The sequence below is a fragment of the Vulgatibacter sp. genome (assembly GCF_041687135.1).
In the GTDB taxonomy this organism is placed as follows: Bacteria; Myxococcota; Myxococcia; order Myxococcales; family Vulgatibacteraceae; genus JAWLCN01.
In genome coordinates this window covers 211,834-233,811 of sequence record NZ_JAWLCN010000004.1, presented here as the reverse complement: position 1 = coordinate 233,811, position 21,978 = coordinate 211,834, and the positions used below count along the sequence as shown (strand labels likewise).

The window sequence follows — 21,978 nt, the reverse complement described above, 5'->3', positions numbered from 1 at the left end:
GCCTTCGCGCGACAGGGAAGGCCACCCTCGGCTACCCTGCGCGGGATGGCCGCGACCGCCCCGATCTTCGCGCTGCACGCAGGCGGGACCACCCCCGCCCTCTGGGATCCGGTGCGCCGGGCAGCGCCCGATCTGGCCTTCGTCACACCCGATCTCAACCACATCGCCGAGCTCCTGCCCGGTGACGCCACCTACGCCGATCTGGTGGACGAGCTGCGCAACCTCGTCCCGCCGGGGCCCGTGGTCCTCGCCGGCGCCACCATCGGCGCGCGCCTCGCCCTCTCCGTCGCGTCGACCCTGGGCGAGCGGCTGCAGGCGCTCTACCTCCTCACCCCGACCCCGGTGGTGGAGGACCAGGCCTTCCTGGCCAAGCTCGCCGGCCTGCGCCGCTTCATGATGGAGGGCTTCTCGGCGGCGCAGGTGGAGGTGTCGCTGCCGGTGATGCTCTACCGCTGGGGCCCCCGCTTCACGGAGGCTGCCGACGAGCTGCGGCGCCTCCTCCACGAGGGCGCCGGTCCGCGGGGCATGGCCCTCGCACGGCGCTGCGAAAATCTGGGGCCCCAGCCGAAGGAGCTCCTCGCGACGGTCGACGCGCCGATCGAGGTGCTCTTCGGCGGCGCCGACCCGGTGCTCGAGATGGCCTGGCCCGACTCCTGGCGGGAGGTGCCGCAGGTGCGATCGGTCGAGGTGCTCCCCGACGCTTCCCACCAGCTGGTGCTCCAGATCCCCGGGCGGATCGCGGCCGATCTGCGCCGCCTCGCGACCCTTCCCTAACCCGCTCGCGAGCGGCGCTGCGGCTCCTGCCCCTGGGGCCCGGAGAGCTCCAACCCCGGGAAGAGCGACTCGAGGAGCTCGCGCACGCTGGCCACCCCGGCCAGCGGCAGCTCCGCCTTCTCGAGGCGGCGCAGGTTCGCCGACGGGATCCAGGCGGTGCCGAAGCCCATCTTCGCCGCCTCCGCCAGCCGCACCTCCGGCGCGGTGACGCCGCGGACCTCGCCGGCGAGGCCGACCTCGCCGAAGAAGACGCCGGAGGCGGGCACCGGCTCGTTGAGCCGCGAGGAGACCAGCGCGGCGCAGACCGCCAGATCGGCTGCGGGCTCGGTGAGCTCCACGCCGCCCGCCACGTTGACGAAGATGTCGCAGGGGCCGAAGGAGAGCCCGAGCTTCCGCTCGAGCACCGCGGCCAAGAGGGCCACCCGGTTCGAGTCGACGCCGATGCTCTTGCGCTGGCCGGTGCCGTATTGGGTCGGCGCCACCAGCGCCTGCACCTCGACCAGCAGCGGCCTCGTCCCCGAGACGGTGGCGGTGACCACCGAACCGGGCTGCCCCTCGGGCCGCTCGGCGAGGAAGAGAGCGGAGGGGTCCGGCACCTCGGCGAGGCCCGCCCCCCGCATCTCGAAGACGCCGATCTCGTTGGTGGAGCCGAAGCGGTTCTTGTGGGCGCGGAGCACGCGGAAGGAGTGGCCGGCGTCGCCCTCGAAATAGAGCACCGTGTCGACCATGTGCTCGAGGATCCGCGGCCCGGCGATGGCGCCGTCCTTGGTGACGTGGCCCACCACGAAGGTCGGCGTGTCGGTCCGCTTGGCGAAGGCCATCAGCCTGCCCGCCACCTCGCGCACCTGGGAGACCGTGCCCGGGGCGCTGCCCAGCTCCGGCAGGAAGAGGGTCTGGATCGAGTCGATGGCGAGCGCCCTGGGCTTCAGCTTCTCCGCCTCGGCGAGGACCTTGTCCGCGTCGGTTTCCGCGAGGAGGAGCAGGTTTTTCGCCGTGGCGCCGAGCCTGTCGCCCCGGAGCCTCGTCTGCCGCAGCGACTCCTCGCCGGAGACGTAGAGCACCGGCTTCTCGCCAGCCCCGAGCTTGTCCAGGGCTGCCAGCAGCAGGGTCGATTTGCCGATGCCGGGATCCCCGCCGAGGAGGACCAGCGAACCCGGGACCACGCCGCCGCCCAGCACCCGGTCGAACTCGGCGATGCCGGTCTGCAGGCGCGCCGCCTCGTCGGCCTCGACCTCGCCGATGGGCGTGGGCCTGGCCCCGGTACCGCCCGCGCCCCACGCCGGCCTGGCGTCGCCGCCCTTCGGCGCCTCCTCCTCCGCCAGCGTGCTCCAGGCCTTGCACATCGGGCACTGCCCGAGCCATTTGATCGACCGGTGCCCGCACGCCGAGCAGACGTATTCCGTGCGCTTCTTCGCCACCGCCCGCCTCCTTCCAAAGACGGGTCGCAGCCTAGCGCATGGGGCCGACATTGGGCCCGGGCCATCGCCCAACTACTTGAAAATCGAGGAGGAAGCCTTGGCCCTGCGGGCCCGGATCCAATCGTCGAAGGAGACGGGGCCCGAGCCGCCCAGGGCCATGACGAAGAAGATCACGCCGAAGAGGAGCGCCTTCTCCTGTGCGGCGAAGCCGTCGAGCCGGTGGGAGTAGACCGCCACCGCCATGGTGAAGGCGGCAGCCGCTGCAGCAGGCCTGGTGAAGAAGCCGATGGCGACGAGGAAGCCGCCGCCGAGCTCCGCCGCCACCGCCAGCCACGCGAAGAATTCGGGGTAGCGAAAACCCAGGCCCTGGACGGTCTCGAGGAAGCGCCCCAGCTGCAGCTCGGGATCGGCTGCGGCCCGCGTGAGCTTGGCGTAGCCGTGGGTCATGAGCAGCACCCCCGACACGATGCGGAGCACCGTCCAGCCGATGTTGCGCAGCGCGGCGTTGGTCCCGTTCAAAGCCGAAAACCTCCCGGAGCGGTCGAATCGAAGTAGCAGGCTCCGGGCCCAAAAGCCAATTTCCCAAACCTTGCAGCCCGGTCGGCGGTGCGGCAGAAGGGCCGACGACCTCGGGCACCGAGGATCACACGAGAGGTGAGAGCATGGCCAGGGATCTGCAGGGAGTACGTGCCGCCATCACCGGCGCCTCCGCCGGCATCGGCGCGGCAACCGCAGCCGAGCTCGCCGCCAGGGGCTGCGATCTGGTCCTCGGCGCCAGGCGCTTCGAGCGCCTCGACGCGCTGCGGGCCGACATCCACCGGGCCCACCCCGACGCGAAGGTGGAGATCCACCCCCTCGACGTCGCCGACGCGGCGCAGTGCGAGGCCTTCGCCAGGGCAGCGGGCCCCGTGGGAATCCTCGTCAACAACGCCGGCCTCGCCCGCGGCACCGACAAGGTGGTCGATGGCCACGAGCACGAATGGCGGGAGATGATCGAGACCAACGTGATGGGGCTGCTGCGGATCACCCGCCTCTTCCTGCCCGGGATGATCGAGCGGCGGGGTGGCACCGTGGTCAACGTCGGCTCGGTCGCGGGCCTCGAGCCCTATCCCGGCGGCGCGGTCTATTGCGCCACCAAGGCCTCGGTCCGCTCGATCACCAAGGCGCTCCGCCACGAGCTCCTCGGCACCGGCGTGCGGGTCTGCAACGTGGAGCCGGGGGCGGTGCAGACCGAGTTCTCCGAGGTGCGCTTCCGCGGCGACGCCGCCAGGGCCGAGAAGGTCTACCAGGGCTTCCAGCCCCTGCTGCCCGAGGACGTGGCCGAGGCGATCGGCTTCCTCGTGAGCAGGCCCGCCCACGTCGACGTCGAGGAGCTGGTGCTCTACCCCACGGCGCAGGCGTCGACGATGGCCTTCCACAAGACGGCCTGACACCAAGGGTGAATGCCGCAGGGCGTCGTCCCAAGCTCATTGAAGGGGCGACCGCCACCGTGGTACGCGCTCCGCGCAACCCAAGGCCCTGGGGAGGTTCAAGTGGCCCTCGAGATTCGACACGACTGGACGCTGGCGGAGATCCGCGCGATCCACGATCTGCCCCTCTTCGACCTCGTCTACCGGGCGCAGACCGTGCACCGCGAGGCCTTCGGCGACAACAAGGTGCAGCTCTGCTCGCTGCTCTCGATCAAGACCGGCGGCTGCAGCGAGGATTGCTCCTACTGCCCGCAGGCCGCCCGCTACCACACCGGCGTGCAGGCGCAGCCGCTGATGCAGGTCGACGAGGTGCTCTCGAAGGCCCGCCAGGCCCGCGAGGCAGGGGCCACCCGCTTCTGCATGGGCGCCGCCTGGCGCGAGGTCCGCGACAACGAGCATTTCGATCGCGTGCTCGACATGGTCCGCGGCGTGCGTGAGCTCGGCATGGAGGCCTGCGCCACCCTGGGCATGGTGAACGAGGATCAGGCCCGCCGCCTCAAGGCTGCGGGCCTCTCCGCCTACAACCACAACCTCGACACCTCGCCCGAGAACTACGCGAAGATCATCACCACCCGGCAGTACGACGACCGGCTCCGCACCCTGCAGAACGTGCGCAACGCCGGCATCAGCGTCTGCTGCGGCGGCATCATCGGCATGGGCGAGAGCGTCGAGGCGCGGTGCGAGATGCTCCGCGTGCTCGCGGCGCAGGAGGTCCACCCGGAGTCGGTGCCGATCAACGCGCTGGTGGCGGTGGAGGGCACGCCGCTGGCGGGCCAGAAGCAGGTCGAGACCATCGAGATGGTCCGCATGATCGCCACCGCCCGCATCCTCATGCCCCAGGCGATGGTGCGCCTCTCCGCGGGCCGGATGCAGATGGGCCAGGACGCGCAGCTCCTCTGCATGATGGCGGGCGCCAACTCGATCTTCTTCGGCGAGAAGCTGCTCACCACCGGCAACCCGGAATACGACGCCGACATGGAGCTCCTGGCCAAGGCGGGCGTGAAGCCGCTGGAGCCGGCAGCCTGCGAGCACGAGCCGCACGAGCACAAGCACGTGCACGTGCAGATCGCCTGAAGTCCCGGGCCGTGGGCGCGCTGGACTTTCTCGGGGACGAGCTCGAGGCGCTGCGGGCCAGGGGCCTGTGGCGCACGCTCGAGCCGCTCGCCTCGGCGCAGGGGGCGTCGGTCACCCTCGCCACCGGCGAGCGGCTCGCCAACTTCTCCTCGAACGACTACCTCGGCCTCGCCTCCGATCCGCGCCTCGTCCGCGCGGCGCAGGAGGCGAGCGGGCGCTGGGGCTGCGGCGGCGGCGCCGCCAGGCTCATCGTCGGCGATCTGCTCGAGCACCACGCCCTCGAGGCGGAGCTCGCCGCCCACAAGGGCGCGGAGCGGGCGATCCTCTTCAGCTCCGGCTGGCAGGCGAACGTCGGCGTGATCCCGTCGCTGGTGGGGCCCGGCGATCTGGTGGTCTCCGACGCGCTCAACCACGCCTCGATCATCGACGGCATCCGCCTCTCGAAGGCGAAATGCGTCGTCGTGCCCCACGGCGACGTCGGGGCGGTGCGCGCTGCGCTCGATCAGCCCGCGCGGCGCAAACTCGTCGCCACCGACGCCATCTTCTCGATGGACGGCGACGTGGCGCCGCTGGCCGAGCTGCGGGCGCTCTGCGACGACCACGGCGCGATCCTCTACGTGGACGAGGCCCACGCCACCGGCGTCCTCGGTCCCACCGGCGCCGGCGCTTGCGAGGCGGCGGGGATCCGCGCCGACGTGGTGATGGGCACGCTGGGCAAGGCGCTGGGCAGCTTCGGCGCCTACGTGGCGGGGTCCTCGCTCCTCTGCGAGTGGCTGCTGCAGCGCTGCCGCTCCTTCGTCTTCACCACTGCCCTGCCGCCGTCGGCCTGTGCCGCCGCACGGGCGGCGCTGCGGATCGTGCGGGAGGAGCCGGAGCGGCGCGCACGCCTCATGGCGAACGCCGTCCACTTCGCCGAAGGCTGCGAGGCGCTGGGCTACGACGTGCTCGGCTCCCGAACCCCGGTGGTGCCGGTGATCGTCGGCGCACCGGGCGCCGCCCTCGAAGCAGCGGCGTCCGTGCGCGCCAGGGGGGTGCTCGCCAGGGCGATCCGCCCGCCCACCGTCCCCGAGGGAACGAGCCGGCTGCGCTTCGCGCTGCGGGCCGATCACACCGAAGAGCAGATCGAGGCGGCGCTGGCAGCGCTGCGATCCCTGCGAGGAGGTCGATGATGGAGGAGAGGGAAAGCCGCCACGCACGCCTGCGGGCGCTCGATGCCGCCCACGTCTGGCACCCGTTCACGCAGATGCAGGGCTGGGCCGAGGAGGATCCGCTCATCGTCGAGAGCGGCGAGGGCCGCCATCTGATCGACGATCGCGGCAACCGCTACCTCGACGGGATCAGCGCCCTGTGGTGCAACGTCCACGGCCACCGCGTGCCGGAGATCGATCAGGCGATCGTCGATCAGCTCGGCCGCGTCGCCCACACCACGCTGCTCGGCCAGGCGAGCGTCGCCTCGATCGAGCTGGCGGCGCGGCTCGCGCAGATCGCCCCCGGCGATCTGCAGCGGGTCTTCTTCTCGGACTCGGGCTCCACCGCGGTGGAGGTCGCCCTGAAGATGGCCTTCCAATATTGGCGCCACCTCGGCCGCCCCGAGAAGCGCCTCTTCGTCTCCCTGGGCGAGGCCTACCACGGCGACACCATCGGCTCGGTCTCCCTCGGGGCGATCGACACCTTCCACAAGGCCTTCGGGCCGCTCCTCTTCGAGCGCCTCGAGATCCCCACGCCCTATACCTACCGGGTGCCCGCGGGCTTCACCGCCGCCTCGTGGATCGAGCATTGCCTCGCCACCGCCGAGGAGCTGCTCGCCAAGCGCGGCCACGAGATCGCCGCGCTGGCGATCGAGCCGCTGATGCAGGGCGCCGCCGGCATGATCGCCCAGCCGAAGGGCTTCCTCGCCCGCATCGCGGCGGCCTGCAGGAAGCACGACGTGCTGCTGATCTGCGACGAGGTGGCCACCGGCTTCGGCCGCACCGGCACCATGTTCGCAGTGGAGCAGGAGGGGGTGGTCCCCGATCTGCTCTGCATGGCCAAGGGGATCACCGGCGGCTACCTGCCGCTGGCGGCGACGCTGGCGAGCGAGCGGATCTACGAGGCCTTCCTCGGCACCTTCGCGGAAGCGAAGACCTTCTTCCACGGTCACACCTACACCGGCAATCCCCTCGCCTGCGCCGCGGCGATCGCCTCGCTCGATCTCTTCGAGAAGAACCGGCTCCTCGAGCGGCTCCAGCCGAAGATCACCTACCTGACCGAGCGGCTCGCGGGCATCGCCGAGCACCCCCACGTCGGCGAGATCCGCCAGAAGGGGACGATGATCGGCATCGAGCTGGTGCAGGACCGCGCCACGAAGGCCGCCTTCCCAGCGGAACGGCGGATGGGCCACCGGGTGATCTTGCAGGCCCGCAGGCACGGCGTCATCCTCCGGCCGCTGGGCGACGTGATCGTGCTGATGCCGCCGCTCGCGATCACCGACGAGGAGCTCGCGCTCCTCTGCGACGTGACCCTGCGTTCAATCGAGGAGGCCACCGCGACGTGAGGGTCCACCACCTCAACTGCGCCTCGTTCTGCCCCTTCGGCGGCCGCCTGGTCGACGGCAGCGGGAGGGTGTTGCGCGCGGCGCAGGTGGTGACCCACACGCTGCTGGTGGAGACGGGCGAGGGGCTCGTCCTCGTCGACACCGGCCTCGGGCTGCAGGACGTCGCGCATCCGCACGATCGCCTCGGCGGCTTCTCGCTGCGGCTCCTCCGGCCTTCGCTCTCCCAGGCGGAGACCGCGGTGCGGCAGGTGGAGTGGCTGGGCTTCCGCCGCGAGGACGTGCGCCACGTGGTGCTCACCCACCTCGATCTCGACCACGCCGGCGGCCTGCCCGACTTCCCGGCGGCGACGGTCCACGTCTACGGGCCGGAGCTCCACGCGGCGACGATCCGCGCCACCGCCAGGGAGCGAGAGCGCTACCGCCCCGCCCATTGGGCCCACGGCCCGCGCTGGCGGACCTACGAGGTCCACGGCGATCGCTGGTTCGGCTTCGAGGCGGTGCAAGCCCTCGAGGGGCTGCCGCCGGAGATCCTCCTCGTGCCGCTGCCGGGCCACACCCGCGGCCATTGCGGCGTGGCGGTGCGCAGCGGGGCAGGGTGGATCCTCCACGCCGGCGACGCCTACTTCTTCCACGGCGAGGTCCACGAGGCCGCCCGCCGCTGCCCGCCGGCGCTCTCGCTCTTCCAGCGCCTGGTGGAGATCGATCCCGTCGCCCGCCGCCACAACCAGGATCGCCTCCGGCAGCTGGTCCGCCACCACGCCGGCGAGGTGCGGGTCTTCTCCGCCCACGATCCCGCCGAGCTCGCCTGGGCGCAGGCTGCCGATTGACCGCCGGGCCCGCTGCGGCATAAGGCTCTCGGCCATGCCCGGCCTCCTCGTCACCGCAACCGACACCGGCGTCGGCAAGACCGCAGTCGCCGCCTCGCTGATCGCAGCGGCACGGGCCGCGGGCCTAGACGTCGGCGGAATGAAACCCGCCGAGAGCGGCTGCGCCAGGGACGCGAGCGGCGCCCTCCTTCCCGCCGACGCGCTCCTGCTCCAGGCGGCGGCGGGCGGCGGTGATCCGCTCGACCTCGTCTGCCCGTGGCGGCTGGAGGCGGCCCTCGCTCCGGGCATCGCGGCTGCGCTGGAGGGCGTGGAGGTGGAGCTCGACCGGATCGAATCGAGCTACCGCCAGCTCGCGGCGCGCCACCCCGGCGGCGTGATCGTCGAGGGCGCCGGGGGGCTCCTCGTCCCCCTCGATCCCGCCTTCCACACCGTCGCCGATCTCGCCCTGCGGCTGGAGCTGCCGGTGGTGGTGGTTGCCAGGGCTTCGCTGGGGACGATCAACCACACCGCGCTCACCGTGGAGGCCCTCGCCACCCGCGGGATCGAGTGCCGCGGCGTGATCCTCAACGCCGCCTCGCCGGACGTGGAGAACGCCGCCGCCGGCAACGCCCGCGCGATCGAGCGGCTCGCCGACGTGCCGGTGCTCGCCTCGCTCCCCTGGCTCGGTGAAATGACGCCGATGCAGCGGGTCGAGCGCCTCGCCGCGGAGCTGGGCCGAAAACTGGATCTACCCCGGATGCTCTCCTAGATTGCACCCACATCGGCGCCACCGCGGCGCCGCACGATCGCAGCGAAAGGCTGCGGCCCGCGACATCCGATATCGACAACGCATCGCTGCAGATGCACCGCCCGAGGTCCGCGCTTTGGCCGAAGTGATCGACATCACCCTGCACCGCACCGCCATCGACGTCATGGAAGAGCTCCTCGACAAGCGCGGGCTCGCCTTCTTCCTCAAGCGCGCCGGCTCGCTCCCCTTCGCCATCGACGACAAGCGGGTGGCGGTGGCGGTGGAGCTGGCAGCGCGGCGCAGCGGCAGGCGGCCCGTGCCCGAGGCCCGGGAGAGCTCCCACCGCGCGGTGCGGCGGCGGCTCATCTCGCTGGTCGCCGAGGCGATGGTCCACGTCGGTTTCTAAGGCTTGCGTCGGGCGGCTGCGGGCTGCAACCTTTCCCGCCATGGAGCTCCGCACCGAAGCGATCATCGATCACCCGCGCGACGTGGTCTTCCGCGTCTACCGGGACAAGCTGCCCGACCTGATCCCCTACCTGCCCAACGTGCGCGGCATCGAGGTGAAGAGCCGCAGCGAGAAGGGGCCGGTGGTCGAGCTGGTCAACGTCTGGCACGGCGGCGGCGACATCCCCGCTGCCGTCCGCTCGATCCTCTCCGACTCGGTGCTCTCCTGGACCGATTACGCCGAGTGGAACGAGGACGAGCACTCCTGCAAATGGCGCAGCGAGTCCCACTCCTTCAAGGAGGCGGTCGACTCCCGCGGCAAGAACCTCTTCGTCGAGCAGGGCCCGAACCGGATGGTGATCCGGATCGAGGGACGCATCGACGTCGACGCCGCCAAGGTGCCCGGCGTGCCGCGGCTCATCGCCGGCAAGGCGGGCAAGCTGATCGAGGGCTTCCTGATCAAGCAGGTGCAGGACAACCTCCAGGAGGTGGCCCGCGGCGTGGGGCGCTACCTCAGGGAAACGGGCGGGCGGTAGCCATGCGCCGCGCGCTCCACGAGGAGAATAGGCTCTCCTGGAACGAGGCCACCCGCGCCCACAACCGCCACAAGGGCGACCAGGCGGCCTTCCTGCGGGGCGGCGGCAGCACCCTCTTTCCCGAGGAGATCGAGCTGCTCGGCGACGTGCGGGGCAAACGCCTCGTTCACCTCCAGTGCAACGCCGGGCAGGACACGCTCTCTCTGGCGAAGCACCTCGGCGCCGAGGTCCTCGGCGTCGACATCAGCGACGAGGCGATCGACTTCGCCCAGCGCCTCTCGGCGGAGAGCGGCATCCCGGGTCGCTTCGTCCGCAGCGACGTCTACGATTTCCTCGGCCGGACCGAGGAGCGCTTCGACGTGGCCTTCGCCTCCTACGGCGCCATCTGCTGGCTCTCCGATCTCGAGGCCTGGGCCCGCGGCGTGGAGCGCATCCTCACGCCCGGCGGCAGGCTGGTGCTGGTGGAGTTCCACACCGCCGCGCAGATGTTCGACGAGAAGGGCGTGCGCCGCTATCCCTTCTCCACCTTCGGCAAGCCCTGGACCTGGGATGCAGGGGTCTCGGACTACGTCGCCGCCTCCGGCGAGGGGCTCACACCGCAGGGGGCGCAGGCCGCTGCAGCGACGTTCGAGAATCCCCACCGCTGCCACGAGTTCATCTGGGGGCTCGGCGAGCTGGTGAGCGCCGTCGCCGGCAGCGGACTCCGGGTGGAGCTGCTGCGGGAGTGGCCCTGGTCCAACGGCTTCCGCTTCCTCGACGACATGGAGATGCGCGAGGGGCGGCGCTGGTACCCCACCGGGCCGGCGATGCCGGTGATGTACGGCCTCACCGCCGCAAAGCCCGGTTAGCGGAAGCGCTTCACCGCTGCGAGGAAGCGCGCCGCAGCGACCAGCTCGCCGCTCTCGTTGGTGAGCTCCACCGGCACCCAGCCCTCCGCCTTGCCGCTCTCGTTGGTACGGGCCTCGTCGAGTGCAGCCAGCACCTCCGCCGGCGGCTCGCAGACCGCCCGGAGCGTGCCCTTCGCCTTGGCGTGGAAATCCGCCTCCACCCGCTTCACCAACATCCCCCACGGCCCCGGCGGGAAGTGGCGGAAGAGGAGCAGGCCCATGGTGATCTCGGCCTGGGTCATCTGGGCGCCGAAGTAGATCGAGCCCACGTGGTTGCGGGTCCGCCGCTTCAGGGGAAGCGAGCTCACCGCCCGCCGGTCCGAGAGCTCGAGGACCTTCATCCCCATCCCGCTGGTCAGGGGGATGATCTGGTGGATGCCGACCCCGAGCACGGCGTTGGCTGCTTGCGGGGAGACGCTTCGGATTTTTTCGATGAGCTCGAGCGCGTGCATGGTAGGTAGAGCGTAGCGCTCGTGCCGCACTGCGGCAATCCGGCGCAAAGGGGGATCCGATGGCACGCATCGACGACACGCTCGCAGGGGCGACGGTGCTCGACGCTTCGGGGCAGGTCCGCGAGCTGGGCACCTTCTTCCGCGACCGACCGGTGGCCCTCGTCTTCGTCCGACACTTCGGGTGAATGCTCTGCCGTGAGCAGGTGGCGCAGTTGCGCCACGCAATCGAAGCAATCCGTGGTCTCGGTGCGGAGCTGGTGGTGGTCGGCAACGGCTCGGTCCAGCACCTCCAGTGGTTCCTGGAGGACCAGGGCCATCCCGACTTCCCGGTCCTCACCGACCCGTCGCGCAAGCTCTACGAGGAGGCGGGCTTCCGCAGGGATGCCGGCGCCTACCTGAGCCTGGACGCGCTGCGGAACACCTGGCGGGCGCTGCGGTCGGGCTTCCGGCAGGCGCGGACCCGCGGCGATCCCTGGCAGCAGGGCGGGGTCCTGGTGGTGGCGCCCGGCGGCCGGATCACCTGGCGCCACGTGAGCCGGGCGCTGGGCGACCATCCATCCAGCGACGAGGTCCTCGCGGCGCTCCGCGAGGCGCGGGGCTGATCAGCGCTTCCGCAGCTCGAAGTCGTCGGTGACGGTGCCGTCGTCCTCGACGTTGCGGAGTCGCAAGGTCGGGCCGTCGAAGTCGAGGAGCACCGAGCCGTGCTCCTCGCGGTTGACCACGTTGAGCGGGTGGTCGAAGTCGCCCCCGGTGCCCCGCCCGCCGTGGCCGGCGGTGACGTAGATCGTGCCCGGGCCGCCGCGCTCCTTCTCGTAGGGCGCCTCGCCGTCGAGCACCTCCGCCTCCAGCGCCGGCGTGGCGTAGGCGCCGCGGATCAGCGCCGTCCGCTCGTAGCCGTGGGAGTGGCCGGTGAAGACGAGGTCCACGCCTGCAGCCTCGAGGATCGGCAGCGCGTTCTCCCGCATCGCCGTGGGGCCCTTCTCCGTGTCGGAGTCGTGGCTCCCCTTCGAATAGGGCGGGTGGTGGAAGACGGCGATGGTCCAGGTGGCGTCGCTGCTCGCGAGATCCGCGCGCAGCCACTCGAGCATCGGCCCGTCGGAGGCCTTCGAGGATTTCGAGGAGTCGAGGACCACCCAGTGGGTGTCGCCTGCGTCGAAGGAGTAATACGCCTCGGTTCGCGAGGGCAGGCCGCCTGCCTCGCCTTTCGTCGGCAGGGTGAACGCGTCGAACCAGGGGCCGCTGCCCTTCGCTGCGTCGACGCTCTTCGCTTCGTGGTTGCCGAGGGCGGGCCACACCGTGAGGCCCGGGAGCTGCTTGCGGTAGGCGTCGAAGAAATGCTCCTGCATCTCCTCCTCCGTCCCGCTCTCGTAGGCGATGTCGCCGACGTGGACGAGGAGGTCTGCAGGCTCCTCGCCCAGAAAGTCCACCATCGCGTCGCGCACGTTCCGCTGGGCCCAGCCGCCGGTGCCCGAGTCGCCGAGGACCCAGACCCGGAGCGCGCCGCCGTCACCACGCGCAGGCAGGGTGCGGAAGCTGCCCTCGGCCCAGCCGCCGTCCGGATTGCGGACCCGGTACCAGGCGCGGGTGCCGGGCGCGAGCCCGTCGAGGCGGACCACGTGCTTGCGGGAGACGGTGCCGTCGCCGGCGACGCGGTCGTAGACCCCGGGGGCGAGGCCCCACTCCACCCGGCGGGCGGTCATCGGGGCGGTGTGCCAGCTCACCAGCGTCGAACGCTCGGTGGTCTGCTGGAGCATCGGGCCGCGGACCACACCCGTGGGCGCGGAGCAGCCGGCGACGAGGGCGCCGGCCAGCGGCGCGAGAACGAGAAGACGCATGCCATTTCCCCAAGGCGGCATTTGACCATGCCTCTGCACGGCCGTACGCTCGCCTCCTTCCAGACTCGAACCCGTGTGGGCGGGGTACTTATTCATGCGCGCAGCGGTCATCGGTGCCGGCAGCTTCGGCACCGCGCTCTCCTACATTCTCGGCGGCAAGGGCATCGACGTTCGCCTCTGGGCCAGGGAGGAGGCGGTCTGCACCGGGATCAACGAGCAGCACCACAACCCGCACTACCTCACCGACGTCCGGCTCCCGGACACGATCGAGGCCACCTCCTCGTTCCAGGAGGCCCTCGAGGGCGCGGAACTGGTGGTCTCGGCGACGCCGTCGCAGGTGGCCCGGCAGGTCTTCGAGCACGCGGCCCCCTTCCTGCCGAGGGACGTCCCGATCGTCACCGCCTCCAAGGGGATCGAGGAGGAGACCCTCCGCACGCCGACCGAGGTGCTGGAGGACGTGCTCCCGCCCCACTACCACCCCTACCTCGCGGTGCTCTCCGGCCCCTCCTTCGCCAAGGAGGTGGTCCACGGCGCCCCCACCGCGGTGACCGCCGCCGCCAACTGGATCCGCGTCGCCGAGCAGGTGCAGGAGGCGTTCTCCGCCCCGACCTTCCGCTGCTACACCTCCCACGACGTGGTCGGCGTGCAGCTGGGCGCGGCGCTCAAGAACGTGATGGCGATCGGCAGCGGCATCGTCGACGGCCTCGGTTTCGGCCACAACGCCCGGGCGGCGCTGATCACCCGCGGCCTCGCCGAGATGACGCGGATGGCAGTGGCCCACGGCGCCAACCCGATCACCTTGATGGGACTCGCCGGCCTCGGCGATCTGGTGCTGACCTGCACCGGCGAGCTCTCCCGCAACCGCACGGTCGGCTTCGAGCTCGGCCGCGGCCGCAAGCTCCCCGAGATCCTCGAGTCCCTCGGCCAGGTCGCCGAGGGCGTGAAGACCTCCCGCTCGGCGCTGGCCCTGGCGCGGAAGCTCGGCGTCGATGCGCCGATCACCGAGCAGGTCCACGCCATCCTCCACGAAGACAAGGACCCGCACCAGACGGTCGTCGAGCTGATGACGCGGGTGCCCAAGCCGGAGTTCCGATGATGAAGCGATTGGTCGTTGCCCTCTTCCTGGCGCTGGCTGCAGGTGGTTGCAGCTGCGGCGGCGAGAAGACCGCCGTCCTCGAGTCCGAGCTGGCGGTGAGCCCCGCCTCCCTCGCCTTCGGCGAGGTGACCATCGGCGCCACCTCCGATCCCAAGAGCTTCGTCGTCTCCAACGCAGGCTCCGGCCCCCTCTCGGTGCAGGTGGCGAGCAACGAGGCGGTCTTCGCGGTGCAGCCGGAGGGCGCTTCGGTGCCGCCGGGCGGGCAGGCCACCTTCGAGGTCACCTTCTCCCCCGAGGCGCTCAAGGAGATCACGGGCACGATTCTCGTCACCTCCAACGCCGGCGAGGCGAGCATCACCCTCTCCGGTGAGGGCATCGCCGCCTCGGTGGTGGTGAGCCCGAAGAGCGGCATCGATTACGGCGACGTGGCCCGGGATCGCCTGGATACGCCGAAGGACGACCGCACCCGCGCGGCGCCCAAGGAGACGATCCGCGTGACCAACGCGGGCAACGACGTCTTCGAGGTGCTCGCCGCCGAGGTGATCGAGTCGGCGGACGGCGCCTTCGAGGGGGACCTCTCCGGCCTCCTCGGCACCTACGCCAAGGCCGAGGCCCGCGAGGCGGAGGTCTCCTTCGATCCCGCCGTCCTCGGGCAGCTCGAGGGCGCGGTGAAGATCACCACCAACTCGCCCGCGAACCCCGAGTTCACGATTCCGCTCACCGGCCGCGGCGTGGCGCCGGTGATGAAGGCCTGCAGCTCCTTCGACGACGCCCCCGGCGAGGAGGTCTGCACCCCTGAGCTCCCGAACGCAGGGCAGGGGAGCGCGAGCTACCCGGGCTGGGAGTTCGGCTTCTTCCCCGAGCTCCAGGGTCGCAGCGGCAGCCTGGTGATCCACAACGAGGGCAACATCCCCCTGCAGATCACCACCTTCAGCTACCAGCCCAGCTCCCCGGACGTGCGCTTCTGGCGCAACCCGGAGCGCACCGACGCGCTGCCCTTCGGCGAGTTCCAGCCGGTGATCTGCCCCGCCGGCGTCGAGGACGAGTCCTGCACCCATACCTCGCCGATGACCGTGTGGGTCGACTACATCGCCCGCGGCTCGCTCTGCTGCAGGGACGGCGTGCTCGAGTGCACGGAGCTGGCGCCGGAGGGTGATTGCTCGCAGATGGCCAACAGCGACGTAGGCCAGCTCAACGTCCTCACCAACGACAAGATCTGGAGCTCCTTGAGCCTCGTCGGCCGCGGCCGCTCGCAGATCGGCGTGGCCAACGTTGGCGACTACAGCGGCTCCCGCTACCAGGGGGACACGGTGCGGGTGCGCATCTCCAACGTGGGCGGCGCGGTGCTCACCGTCGATTCCCTCTTCCTCGCCGACCCGGACGACACCTCCTGCGGCGCTGCGCCCTGCGCCTGCGGGCCCACCAGCGGCGGCAGCTGCGCGGCCTTCCAGATCGATCCGGGGCTCGATCTGCCCTTCAGCCTCGAGCCCGACGAGGAGGGGAGCGTCTACCTCGACTACCTCGACGGCGAGATCACCACCCACGAGATCGACCTCTACTGGCTGACGGACGATCCGATCCAGCCGCTCCGGCAGTCGGTGATCCACGTGGTCGGCAACGGCACCATCACCGAGTAGCCGCGGGGCCTCGAGGAACGAAGAAGGGGCCGGTCGGGATCGACCGGCCCCATCGCTGTGATCCGGCCCCGCGAGCAGGGCGACCAGGTGGTCCTGGCGTTGGCGGCGGCGCGCTCCTTGGCGCCCTCCGCCCAGAGCACCTTGTCGGCCCTCACCAGCAGCTCGTCGAAGCCCTGCCGCGTCAGCGCCGAGACCAGCACCGCGTCGTGCAGGTGCGCGCCGCCGTCGCCCATGCCGGCGCCCAGCTTGTCCGCCTTGTTGAAGACGAGGATCTTCGGCGTCTGCGAGAGCCCGAGACCGTCGAGGATCTTGTCGACGGCGGCGATGTGCTCGTCGCGCTCCGGATCCGCCACGTCGACCACGTGGAGGAGGAGGTCCGCGTCCTCGAGCTCCTCGAGGGTGGCGCGGAAGGCGGCGACGAGATCCTTCGGCAGGTCGCGGATGAATCCCACCGTGTCGGTGATGATCACCTCGCGATCCATCGGGAAGCGCAGGCGGCGGCTGGTGGGGTCGAGGGTGGCGAAGAGCTTGTTCTCCGCGAGCACCTCGCTCTGGGTGAGCCGGTTGAGCAGCGTCGACTTGCCGGCGTTGGTGTAGCCGACGATCGAGATCACCGGCAGGCCGCGGCGGTTGCGCTCCTTGCGCCGCACGCTGCGGCTCGAGGAGAGCGCGTCGATCTTCCGCTCGAGGAACGTGACGCGGTCGCGGACGCGGCGGCGGTCGGTCTCGAGCTTGGTCTCACCGGGGCCGCGGCCGCCGAGCCCGCCGGCGAGGCGCGACAGGCCCGGATCGGCGCGGGTGAGCCGCGGCATCATGTATTTGAGCTGCGCCAGCTCGACCTGGAGCTTGCCCTCGGCGCTCTGCGCCCGCTGGGCGAAGATGTCGAGGATGAGCTGGGTGCGATCGAGGATCTTGAGCGAGGTCGCCTCGGCGATGTGGCGCGCCTGCGAGGGCTGGAGATCCTTGTCGAAGACGATCATCGTCGCGCCCATCTGCATGGACTTGAGCACGATCTCCTCGAGCTTGCCCTTGCCGATGAGGAACTTGGGGTCGTGCTCGCGGCGGAGCTGCAGCACCGTGTCCAGCACCTGGACGCCGGCGGTGGCGGCCAGCTCCTCGAGCTCGCGCAGCGAGGACTCGGCGCGGGAGCGGTTGCCACCCACCGAGACGCCGACGAGGATCGCCCGCTCCCCGTCCCCGACCTCGCGGGCGGAGGTAGTGGCGGCGAGCTGCTCCTCGAGGGCGCGGATCTCGGCGCCGAAGTCGTAGTCGAGCTCGTGGACGCTCCTGGCTTCCTCGATCTTCCAGAGGTCGCCCTTGGGGTTCTCCGGGAGGAGATAGGCGAATTGGAGCGAGCCCGGGAGCCCGTCGCCCTGCGCCTGGACCTCGCAGACCATGTCGAGCCGGAGCAGCGCGAGGTCGGTGAGATCGTCCTTGGTGAGGGGCTCGTCGCGCAGGTGGGTGTGGACGAGGCGCAGGCCACGGAGGCGCACCTGTCCCGCACGGGCGCGGCCGATGTCGGGGAGCTCGAGCTTGTGGGCATCGCCGACGATCACGTGCTCCACCTCGCCCTTGCGGGAGAGGAGGACGCCGACCTGGCGGCCGATCTCGCGGCTGATCTCGGTGAGGTGGCGGGCGAGCTCGGGGCTCACCACTTCGTTGGCCCGCAGGCGGCGGCGGTAGGTGTTGCGAAGCCGCTGCAGCTGCGAGGGCTTGAGGCCCAGGGTGTTGCCGTGGATGTCGTGGATGACCGTATCCCTCCGGTATTGCTTTGCCTCTTCGCCCCGAGTTTAAGACCGGGGCAGGCTGGGGACAAACACAGAAAGCGGGCGGAAGTTTCCCCCCCCCCGCTGCAGGGTGATCCATGGAACGGAGCGGCCTCGCCGGGGCCCGCAGGGTGGTGGTGAAGATCGGCTCCGGCGTGCTGGCGCCGGCCGGCCGCTTCGACAGGGCCCACCAGCAGGCGCTGGCCCGCGCGCTCCTCGCGGTGGGTGAGCGGCGGGAGCTGATCGTGGTCTCTTCCGGCGCCATCGCCCTCGGCGTGGAGCGCCTCGGCTGGCGGAGCCGCCCGAAGGACATTCCCCGCAAGCAGGCGGCTGCTGCGGTGGGCCAGGCCCTGCTCATGCGCACCTGGGACGAGGCCTTCGGCGATCGGGTGGCGGGGCAGGTCCTCCTCACCGGCGAGGTGGTCGGCGACAGGCGGCGCTTCCTCCACGCCCGCCACACCTTCGCCGCGCTCCTCGCCGCAGGGGCGATCCCCGTGGTCAACGAGAACGACACCGTTGCGGTGGAAGAGATCAAATTCGGCGACAACGACGCCCTCGCCGCGCTGGTGGTCCAGGTGGTCGACGCCGACCTGCTCGTGATCCTGAGCGACGTCGACGCGGTCTACGACGCCGATCCCCGCAGGAACCGGAACGCCCGGCCCCTGCGCACCGTGCGCCGGGTGACGCCTTCGATCCTCGAAGCGGCAGGGGGCGCCGGGAGCGCGGTGGGCACCGGCGGCATGGTGACCAAGCTCCGGGCAGCCCGCCGTGCAGGGCAGCTGGGCGTTCCCTGCGTGATCGCCTCGGGGCGCGATCCCACCACGCTCGCCAGGCTCTTCGGCGGCGAGGAGGTGGGCACGCTCTTTTCGCCCAGCGATCCGCTCCGGGGGCGGCGCCGGTGGATCGCCCACGCAGCGAAGCCGAAGGGCAGGCTCCTCGTCGACGAGGGGGCGGAGGCGGCCCTCGTCCGCGGCAGGAAGAGCCTCCTCGCCACCGGGCTCGCAGCGGTGGAGGGGCGCTTCGCCGTGGGGGACGTGGTGGAGATCGCCGGCCTCGACGGCACGCCCTTCGCGCTGGGGCTCGCCCGCTACGGCGCCGACGAGGCTGCTCGGATCGCGGGGCTGCGCACCGCGGCGATCGAGGCGGCGCTGGGCTACAAGGACAGCGACGAGGTGGTGCACCGGGACGACCTGGTGCTGCTCGAAAATTAAGTGGGCCGTGCTGCCGCGGGGTCGTGGCGGGGCAGCTCGACGCTGAAGACGGTGCCGCGCTCCCTGCCGTTGCGGACCGCGATTGTCCCGCCGTGGGCCTCGACGATCTGCCGGGAGATGTAGAGGCCGAGGCCGAGGCCGCCGGCGTGGTTGCGCTCGCCGAGGCGCTCGAAGCGCGCGAAGAGGCGCTGCCGATCGGCGACGGTGATCCCGGCGCCGCGGTCGGCGACGTGGACCCGGACCCGTCGTTCGTCCCCCTCCACGTGGAGCTCCACCGGCTCGCCGCCTCCGAACCGGAGCGCGTTGTCGAGGAGGTTGGTGAGGACCTGCTCGATGCGGAAGCGATCCCAGGCGCCACGCACCTCGCCGTCGGTCCGCAGCACGATCGCGGGCCCGGTGCCGTCGAGGTGGCTCTCGAAGCGGTCCGCCACCTCCCGGGCCACCTCCGCGAGGTCCGCCGGCTCCACCTCGAGGTGGAGCCGGCCGGCGCTGATCCGGGTCACGTCGAGGAGCCGATCGATGAGGCGGCCGAGGCGGTCGAGCTGCCGCTGGATGGTGTCGATGCGCGCGCCGATCTCCCGGCCCGAGAGGCCCGCGGCGCCGGCGCGCAGCTGCGCCCTGGCGAAGAGCTGGACCTGCATGCGCAGGCTGGTCAGCGGCGTCTTCAGCTCGTGGGAGGCGATGGAGAGGAACTCCTCCCGGATCCGGACCGCTTCGTTCGCCTCGCGGAAGAGGCGGGCGTTGTCGAGGGCCAGCGCCGCCCTGCGGGCGATCTCCTCGCCGAGGGGAACGTCCGCAGGGCCGTAGCACCGCCGCGCATCCGAGATGCAGAAGGTGAGCACGCCGAGGACCCGGCCCTGAGCCCGCAGGGGCAGGAGGAGCGCCGAACGTGGCCTGGTGACGTCGAGGAGGCGGCGGTGCTCCGGCGTGAGCGCCGCCCGATCGAGCCACGCGTCGTCGATCGCCGGGACGAGCAGGGTCTCGCCGGCGAAGACGCGGAGGATCGGGCTCTCCAGCCCCTCGGGCACGAAGCTCTCGAGGCGGCGCAGTTGCTCCTGCCGCACCGGATCCACGTGGGCCGCGGCGATGCGGCGGACCTGCCCCTGCTCCAGCACGTCGACCACGCAGCTGTCGGCGAAGCGGGGGAGGGTGAGGCTCGAGACCGCCTGCAGCGTCGTCTCGAAATCGAGGGAGGAGCCGAGGATCTCGCCAGCCTCCGCGAGGAAGCGCGCGCCCCAATCCGCCCGCTCCTGCTCGGTGCGATCGGTGACGTAGAGCGCCAGCCCCTGCTGCGAGGGGTGGGCGCGGATCTCGAGGCGCCTGCCCTCTGCGCCCTCCACCCGCAGGGTGCAGGTGGCGTCGCTGCGCAGCGCCGCAGCCAGCGAGGGGATCGCGGCGGAGCCGAGCACCGCGGCGGCATCGGCGCCGAGGAGGCTCTCGGCGCCATGGCCGAAGAGCCGCTCCGCCTCGCCGTTGACGAAGCTGAAGCGGAGATCGCGGTCGAGGCCGGCGAAGCCGTCGGTGATGCTGGCGAAGACCGCGGCGAGGCGGGCGGCGCTCTCCTCCGCTGCGGTCCTGGCGCTGCTGGCGCTGCTGGCGAGCTGCGCCACGGCGAAGCCGGTCAGCGAGAAGAGGACCGCGATGAGGGCACCTTCCGGCTGATCGAGCTCGACGCCGTAGCGTGGGGTGAGGTGGAGGAAATGGGTGCCGGTGCCGGTGAGGAGCACGGTGAGGAGCCCGGGCCCGCGACCGGCGAAGAGGCTGATCACCACCACCGCCAGCGTCACCAGGAGGAAGGGGGCCCGGGCGAGGACGGGCCAGGCCACCGTCTGCAGCCCCAGGATCAGGGCGGACGTAGCCACGGCGAGGGCGTAGCGGGTCACCGGCAGGCGGAGCAGCTTCATCGAAGGGGCGCTCGAGCGAGAGGGGTCCCCGATGGTCGCACGGAAACGGTGAAGCCTTCCACTCGCAGCGAAATGCCGCCGCGCGCCCCTCAGCGCCCTTACGATACGGGGATGGATCGCGCCGAAATGCTCGCAGCCGAATTGACCGCCAGGGCCCGGGTCGCAGCCCGGCGCCTCGCCACCGCCCCCACCGGAAAGAAGGACGAGGCCCTTCTCGTCACCGCAGCGCTGCTGCGGCAGCGGCGGGAGGCGATCCTCGCCGCCAACCGCGAGGATCTCGAGGCGGGCAGGGCGGCGGGGCTCGGGCCGGCGCTCCTCGATCGCCTCGCCCTCGACCCGGCGCGGATCGAGGGGATGGCGCAGGCGGTGGAGGCGATCGCGCGCCTGCCCGATCCCGTCGGCGAGGTGGCCGCGGTGTGGCGCAGGCCCAACGGCCTGCGGGTGGAGCGGGTGCGGATCCCCCTCGGCGTGATCTTCGAGATCTACGAGGCCCGGCCCAACGTCACCATCGACGCTGCCGCCCTCTGCCTGAAGAGCGGCAACGCCTGCATCCTCCGTGGCGGGAAGGAGGCGCTGCGGAGCAACCTCGCCCTGGCGGAGATCCTCGTAGAAGCGCTCGCCACCGCGGAGCTCCTGCCGGACACGGTGCAGATCCTCGACCGGCCCGATCGCGAGCTGCTGCTGGCGCTGCTGCAGCGGAGCGGCGGGATCGACCTCGCCATTCCTCGCGGGGGCGAGGGGCTGATCCGCTTCGTCTCCGAGAACGCCCGGGTGCCGGTGATCCAGCACTACCGCGGGGTCTGCCATCTCTACCTCGACGAGAGCGCGCCGCTGGATCGCGCGGTGGCCCTGGCGGTGAACGGCAAGTCGCGTCCCGCCGCCTGCAACGCCACCGAGACCCTGCTGGTCCACGCCGGCGCCGCGGCGCGGCTGCTGCCCGAGGTGGGCAGGGCCCTCGCTGCAGCGGGGATCGAGCTCCGCGCCGACCCACGGGCCCTTGCGATCCTCGCCGCCGCCGGGATCGATGCCCGCGCCGCACTGGCCTCGGACTTCGGCAACGAATTCCTCGCTCCCATCCTCGCGGTGCGGGTGGTGGACGGCTTCGACCAGGCCCTCGAGCACATCGCCACCTGGGGCTCGCTCCACACCGAGGCGATCTGCACGTCGGACACCGACGCGGCGCTGCGCTTCCAGCAGGAGGTCGACGCCTCCTGCGTGGTCGTGAACGCCTCCACCCGCTTCAACGACGGCGGCGAGCTGGGGCTCGGCGCGGAGATCGGCATCTCCACCAGCAAGCTCCACGCCTTCGGTCCGATGGGGCTCGAGGCCCTCACCACCCTGCGCTTCGTGGTGGTGGGGCAGGGGCAGATTCGCCCCTGAGGGGAGCT

The 21,978-nt window shown here is 71.5% G+C and carries 22 protein-coding genes; 16 read left to right on the top strand and 6 right to left on the bottom strand.

The features are described from left to right. Window positions 1-45: 45 nt before the first annotated feature. Window positions 46-774, top strand: coding sequence for an alpha/beta fold hydrolase (locus tag ACESMR_RS12165; protein WP_373047347.1), 729 nt, complete (start codon window positions 46-48; stop codon window positions 772-774). Here ACESMR_RS12165 and radA read toward each other — a convergent pair. Together radA and ACESMR_RS12155 are read right to left on the bottom strand one after the other, a co-directional pair. After that, window positions 771-2,192: a DNA repair protein RadA gene (gene radA / locus ACESMR_RS12160; RefSeq protein WP_411293366.1), complete on the bottom strand. Its 1,422-nt coding sequence runs from the start codon at window positions 2,190-2,192 to the stop codon at window positions 771-773. The two genes, ACESMR_RS12165 and radA, sit on opposite strands and share 4 nt — an antisense overlap. A gap of 72 nt (window positions 2,193-2,264) precedes the next feature. Beyond that, window positions 2,265-2,711: a DoxX family protein gene (locus ACESMR_RS12155; protein WP_373047346.1), complete on the bottom strand. Its 447-nt coding sequence runs from the start codon at window positions 2,709-2,711 to the stop codon at window positions 2,265-2,267. A 143-nt stretch (window positions 2,712-2,854) separates the two neighbouring features. Here ACESMR_RS12155 and ACESMR_RS12150 point away from each other — a divergent pair, with 143 nt between their 5' ends. The 9 genes from ACESMR_RS12150 to ACESMR_RS12110 all read left to right on the top strand — a co-directional run bounded on the left by ACESMR_RS12150 (window position 2,855) and on the right by ACESMR_RS12110 (window position 10,650). Beyond that, window positions 2,855-3,622 carry an SDR family NAD(P)-dependent oxidoreductase gene (locus tag ACESMR_RS12150; protein WP_373047345.1) on the top strand — a complete coding sequence of 256 codons (768 nt, stop codon included), beginning with the start codon at window positions 2,855-2,857 and terminating at the stop codon, window positions 3,620-3,622. Between the two features lie 102 nt (window positions 3,623-3,724). After that, the gene (gene bioB, locus ACESMR_RS12145; protein ID WP_373047344.1) at window positions 3,725-4,735 is read left to right on the top strand and encodes a biotin synthase BioB; all 1,011 of its coding nucleotides are present in this window, start codon (window positions 3,725-3,727) and stop codon (window positions 4,733-4,735) included. Continuing rightward, window positions 4,732-5,904, top strand: coding sequence for an 8-amino-7-oxononanoate synthase (bioF, locus tag ACESMR_RS12140; RefSeq protein WP_373047638.1), 1,173 nt, complete (start codon window positions 4,732-4,734; stop codon window positions 5,902-5,904). The genes bioB and bioF overlap by 4 nt, the downstream gene beginning before the upstream one ends. Beyond that, window positions 5,904-7,268, top strand: a complete 1,365-nt coding sequence (gene bioA, locus ACESMR_RS12135) for an adenosylmethionine--8-amino-7-oxononanoate transaminase (RefSeq protein WP_373047343.1) — start codon at window positions 5,904-5,906, stop codon at window positions 7,266-7,268. Before bioF ends, bioA begins: the two co-directional genes overlap by 1 nt. Continuing rightward, on the top strand, window positions 7,265-8,095 hold the full coding sequence (locus ACESMR_RS12130; protein WP_373047342.1) for an MBL fold metallo-hydrolase: 831 nt from the start codon (window positions 7,265-7,267) through the stop codon (window positions 8,093-8,095). The genes bioA and ACESMR_RS12130 overlap by 4 nt, the downstream gene beginning before the upstream one ends. A 34-nt stretch (window positions 8,096-8,129) precedes the next feature. Next, complete coding sequence (gene bioD, locus ACESMR_RS12125; RefSeq protein ID WP_373047341.1) at window positions 8,130-8,843, top strand: dethiobiotin synthase; 714 nt, start codon at window positions 8,130-8,132, stop codon at window positions 8,841-8,843. A gap of 115 nt (window positions 8,844-8,958) precedes the next feature. Further along, a complete protein-coding gene (locus tag ACESMR_RS12120; protein ID WP_373047340.1) occupies window positions 8,959-9,228 on the top strand; it encodes a hypothetical protein in 270 nt (89 codons plus the stop codon). Window positions 9,229-9,268: 40 nt separating this feature from the next. Next, the gene (locus ACESMR_RS12115; protein WP_373047339.1) at window positions 9,269-9,802 is read left to right on the top strand and encodes a hypothetical protein; all 534 of its coding nucleotides are present in this window, start codon (window positions 9,269-9,271) and stop codon (window positions 9,800-9,802) included. A gap of 2 nt (window positions 9,803-9,804) precedes the next feature. After that, on the top strand, window positions 9,805-10,650 hold the full coding sequence (locus ACESMR_RS12110; RefSeq protein ID WP_373047338.1) for a class I SAM-dependent methyltransferase: 846 nt from the start codon (window positions 9,805-9,807) through the stop codon (window positions 10,648-10,650). Here the strand turns inward: ACESMR_RS12110 and ACESMR_RS12105 are convergent. Next, window positions 10,647-11,081 (bottom strand): PaaI family thioesterase, encoded by a 435-nt coding sequence (locus ACESMR_RS12105; protein WP_373047337.1) that lies wholly within the window; start codon window positions 11,079-11,081, stop codon window positions 10,647-10,649. The two genes, ACESMR_RS12110 and ACESMR_RS12105, sit on opposite strands and share 4 nt — an antisense overlap. A gap of 119 nt (window positions 11,082-11,200) precedes the next feature. Here ACESMR_RS12105 and ACESMR_RS12100 point away from each other — a divergent pair, with 119 nt between their 5' ends. Together ACESMR_RS12100 and ACESMR_RS12095 are read left to right on the top strand one after the other, a co-directional pair. Beyond that, a complete protein-coding gene (locus ACESMR_RS12100) occupies window positions 11,201-11,326 on the top strand; it encodes a hypothetical protein (RefSeq protein ID WP_373047336.1) in 126 nt (41 codons plus the stop codon). A gap of 27 nt (window positions 11,327-11,353) precedes the next feature. Further along, window positions 11,354-11,743 carry an AhpC/TSA family protein gene (locus ACESMR_RS12095; protein WP_373047335.1) on the top strand — a complete coding sequence of 130 codons (390 nt, stop codon included), beginning with the start codon at window positions 11,354-11,356 and terminating at the stop codon, window positions 11,741-11,743. Here the strand turns inward: ACESMR_RS12095 and ACESMR_RS12090 are convergent, their stop codons facing one another. After that, entirely contained in the window at window positions 11,744-12,976 is a 1,233-nt protein-coding gene (locus ACESMR_RS12090; RefSeq protein ID WP_373047334.1) for a metallophosphoesterase, read from the bottom strand. It abuts the gene before it with no gap. A 94-nt stretch (window positions 12,977-13,070) separates the two neighbouring features. On the opposite strand from ACESMR_RS12090, the gene ACESMR_RS12085 reads away from it, so the two are divergent. Next, window positions 13,071-14,072 carry an NAD(P)H-dependent glycerol-3-phosphate dehydrogenase gene (locus tag ACESMR_RS12085; protein WP_373047333.1) on the top strand — a complete coding sequence of 334 codons (1,002 nt, stop codon included), beginning with the start codon at window positions 13,071-13,073 and terminating at the stop codon, window positions 14,070-14,072. Further along, entirely contained in the window at window positions 14,072-15,709 is a 1,638-nt protein-coding gene (locus ACESMR_RS12080) for a choice-of-anchor D domain-containing protein (protein ID WP_373047332.1), read from the top strand. The genes ACESMR_RS12085 and ACESMR_RS12080 overlap by 1 nt, the downstream gene beginning before the upstream one ends. On the opposite strand, the gene hflX is transcribed toward ACESMR_RS12080, so the two are convergent. Further along, window positions 15,628-17,457 (bottom strand): GTPase HflX, encoded by a 1,830-nt coding sequence (gene hflX, locus ACESMR_RS12075; protein WP_373047637.1) that lies wholly within the window; start codon window positions 17,455-17,457, stop codon window positions 15,628-15,630. The genes ACESMR_RS12080 and hflX overlap by 82 nt on opposite strands. A gap of 116 nt (window positions 17,458-17,573) precedes the next feature. Between hflX and proB the strand changes: the two genes are divergently transcribed. Continuing rightward, the gene (gene proB / locus ACESMR_RS12070; protein WP_373047331.1) at window positions 17,574-18,686 is read left to right on the top strand and encodes a glutamate 5-kinase; all 1,113 of its coding nucleotides are present in this window, start codon (window positions 17,574-17,576) and stop codon (window positions 18,684-18,686) included. Here the strand turns inward: proB and ACESMR_RS12065 are convergent. Beyond that, the gene (locus tag ACESMR_RS12065; protein ID WP_373047330.1) at window positions 18,683-20,590 is read right to left on the bottom strand and encodes an ATP-binding protein; all 1,908 of its coding nucleotides are present in this window, start codon (window positions 20,588-20,590) and stop codon (window positions 18,683-18,685) included. The two genes, proB and ACESMR_RS12065, sit on opposite strands and share 4 nt — an antisense overlap. Window positions 20,591-20,701: 111 nt before the next feature. Here ACESMR_RS12065 and ACESMR_RS12060 point away from each other — a divergent pair, with 111 nt between their 5' ends. Continuing rightward, the gene (locus ACESMR_RS12060) at window positions 20,702-21,970 is read left to right on the top strand and encodes a glutamate-5-semialdehyde dehydrogenase (RefSeq protein ID WP_373047329.1); all 1,269 of its coding nucleotides are present in this window, start codon (window positions 20,702-20,704) and stop codon (window positions 21,968-21,970) included. Window positions 21,971-21,978 lie beyond the last annotated feature (8 nt).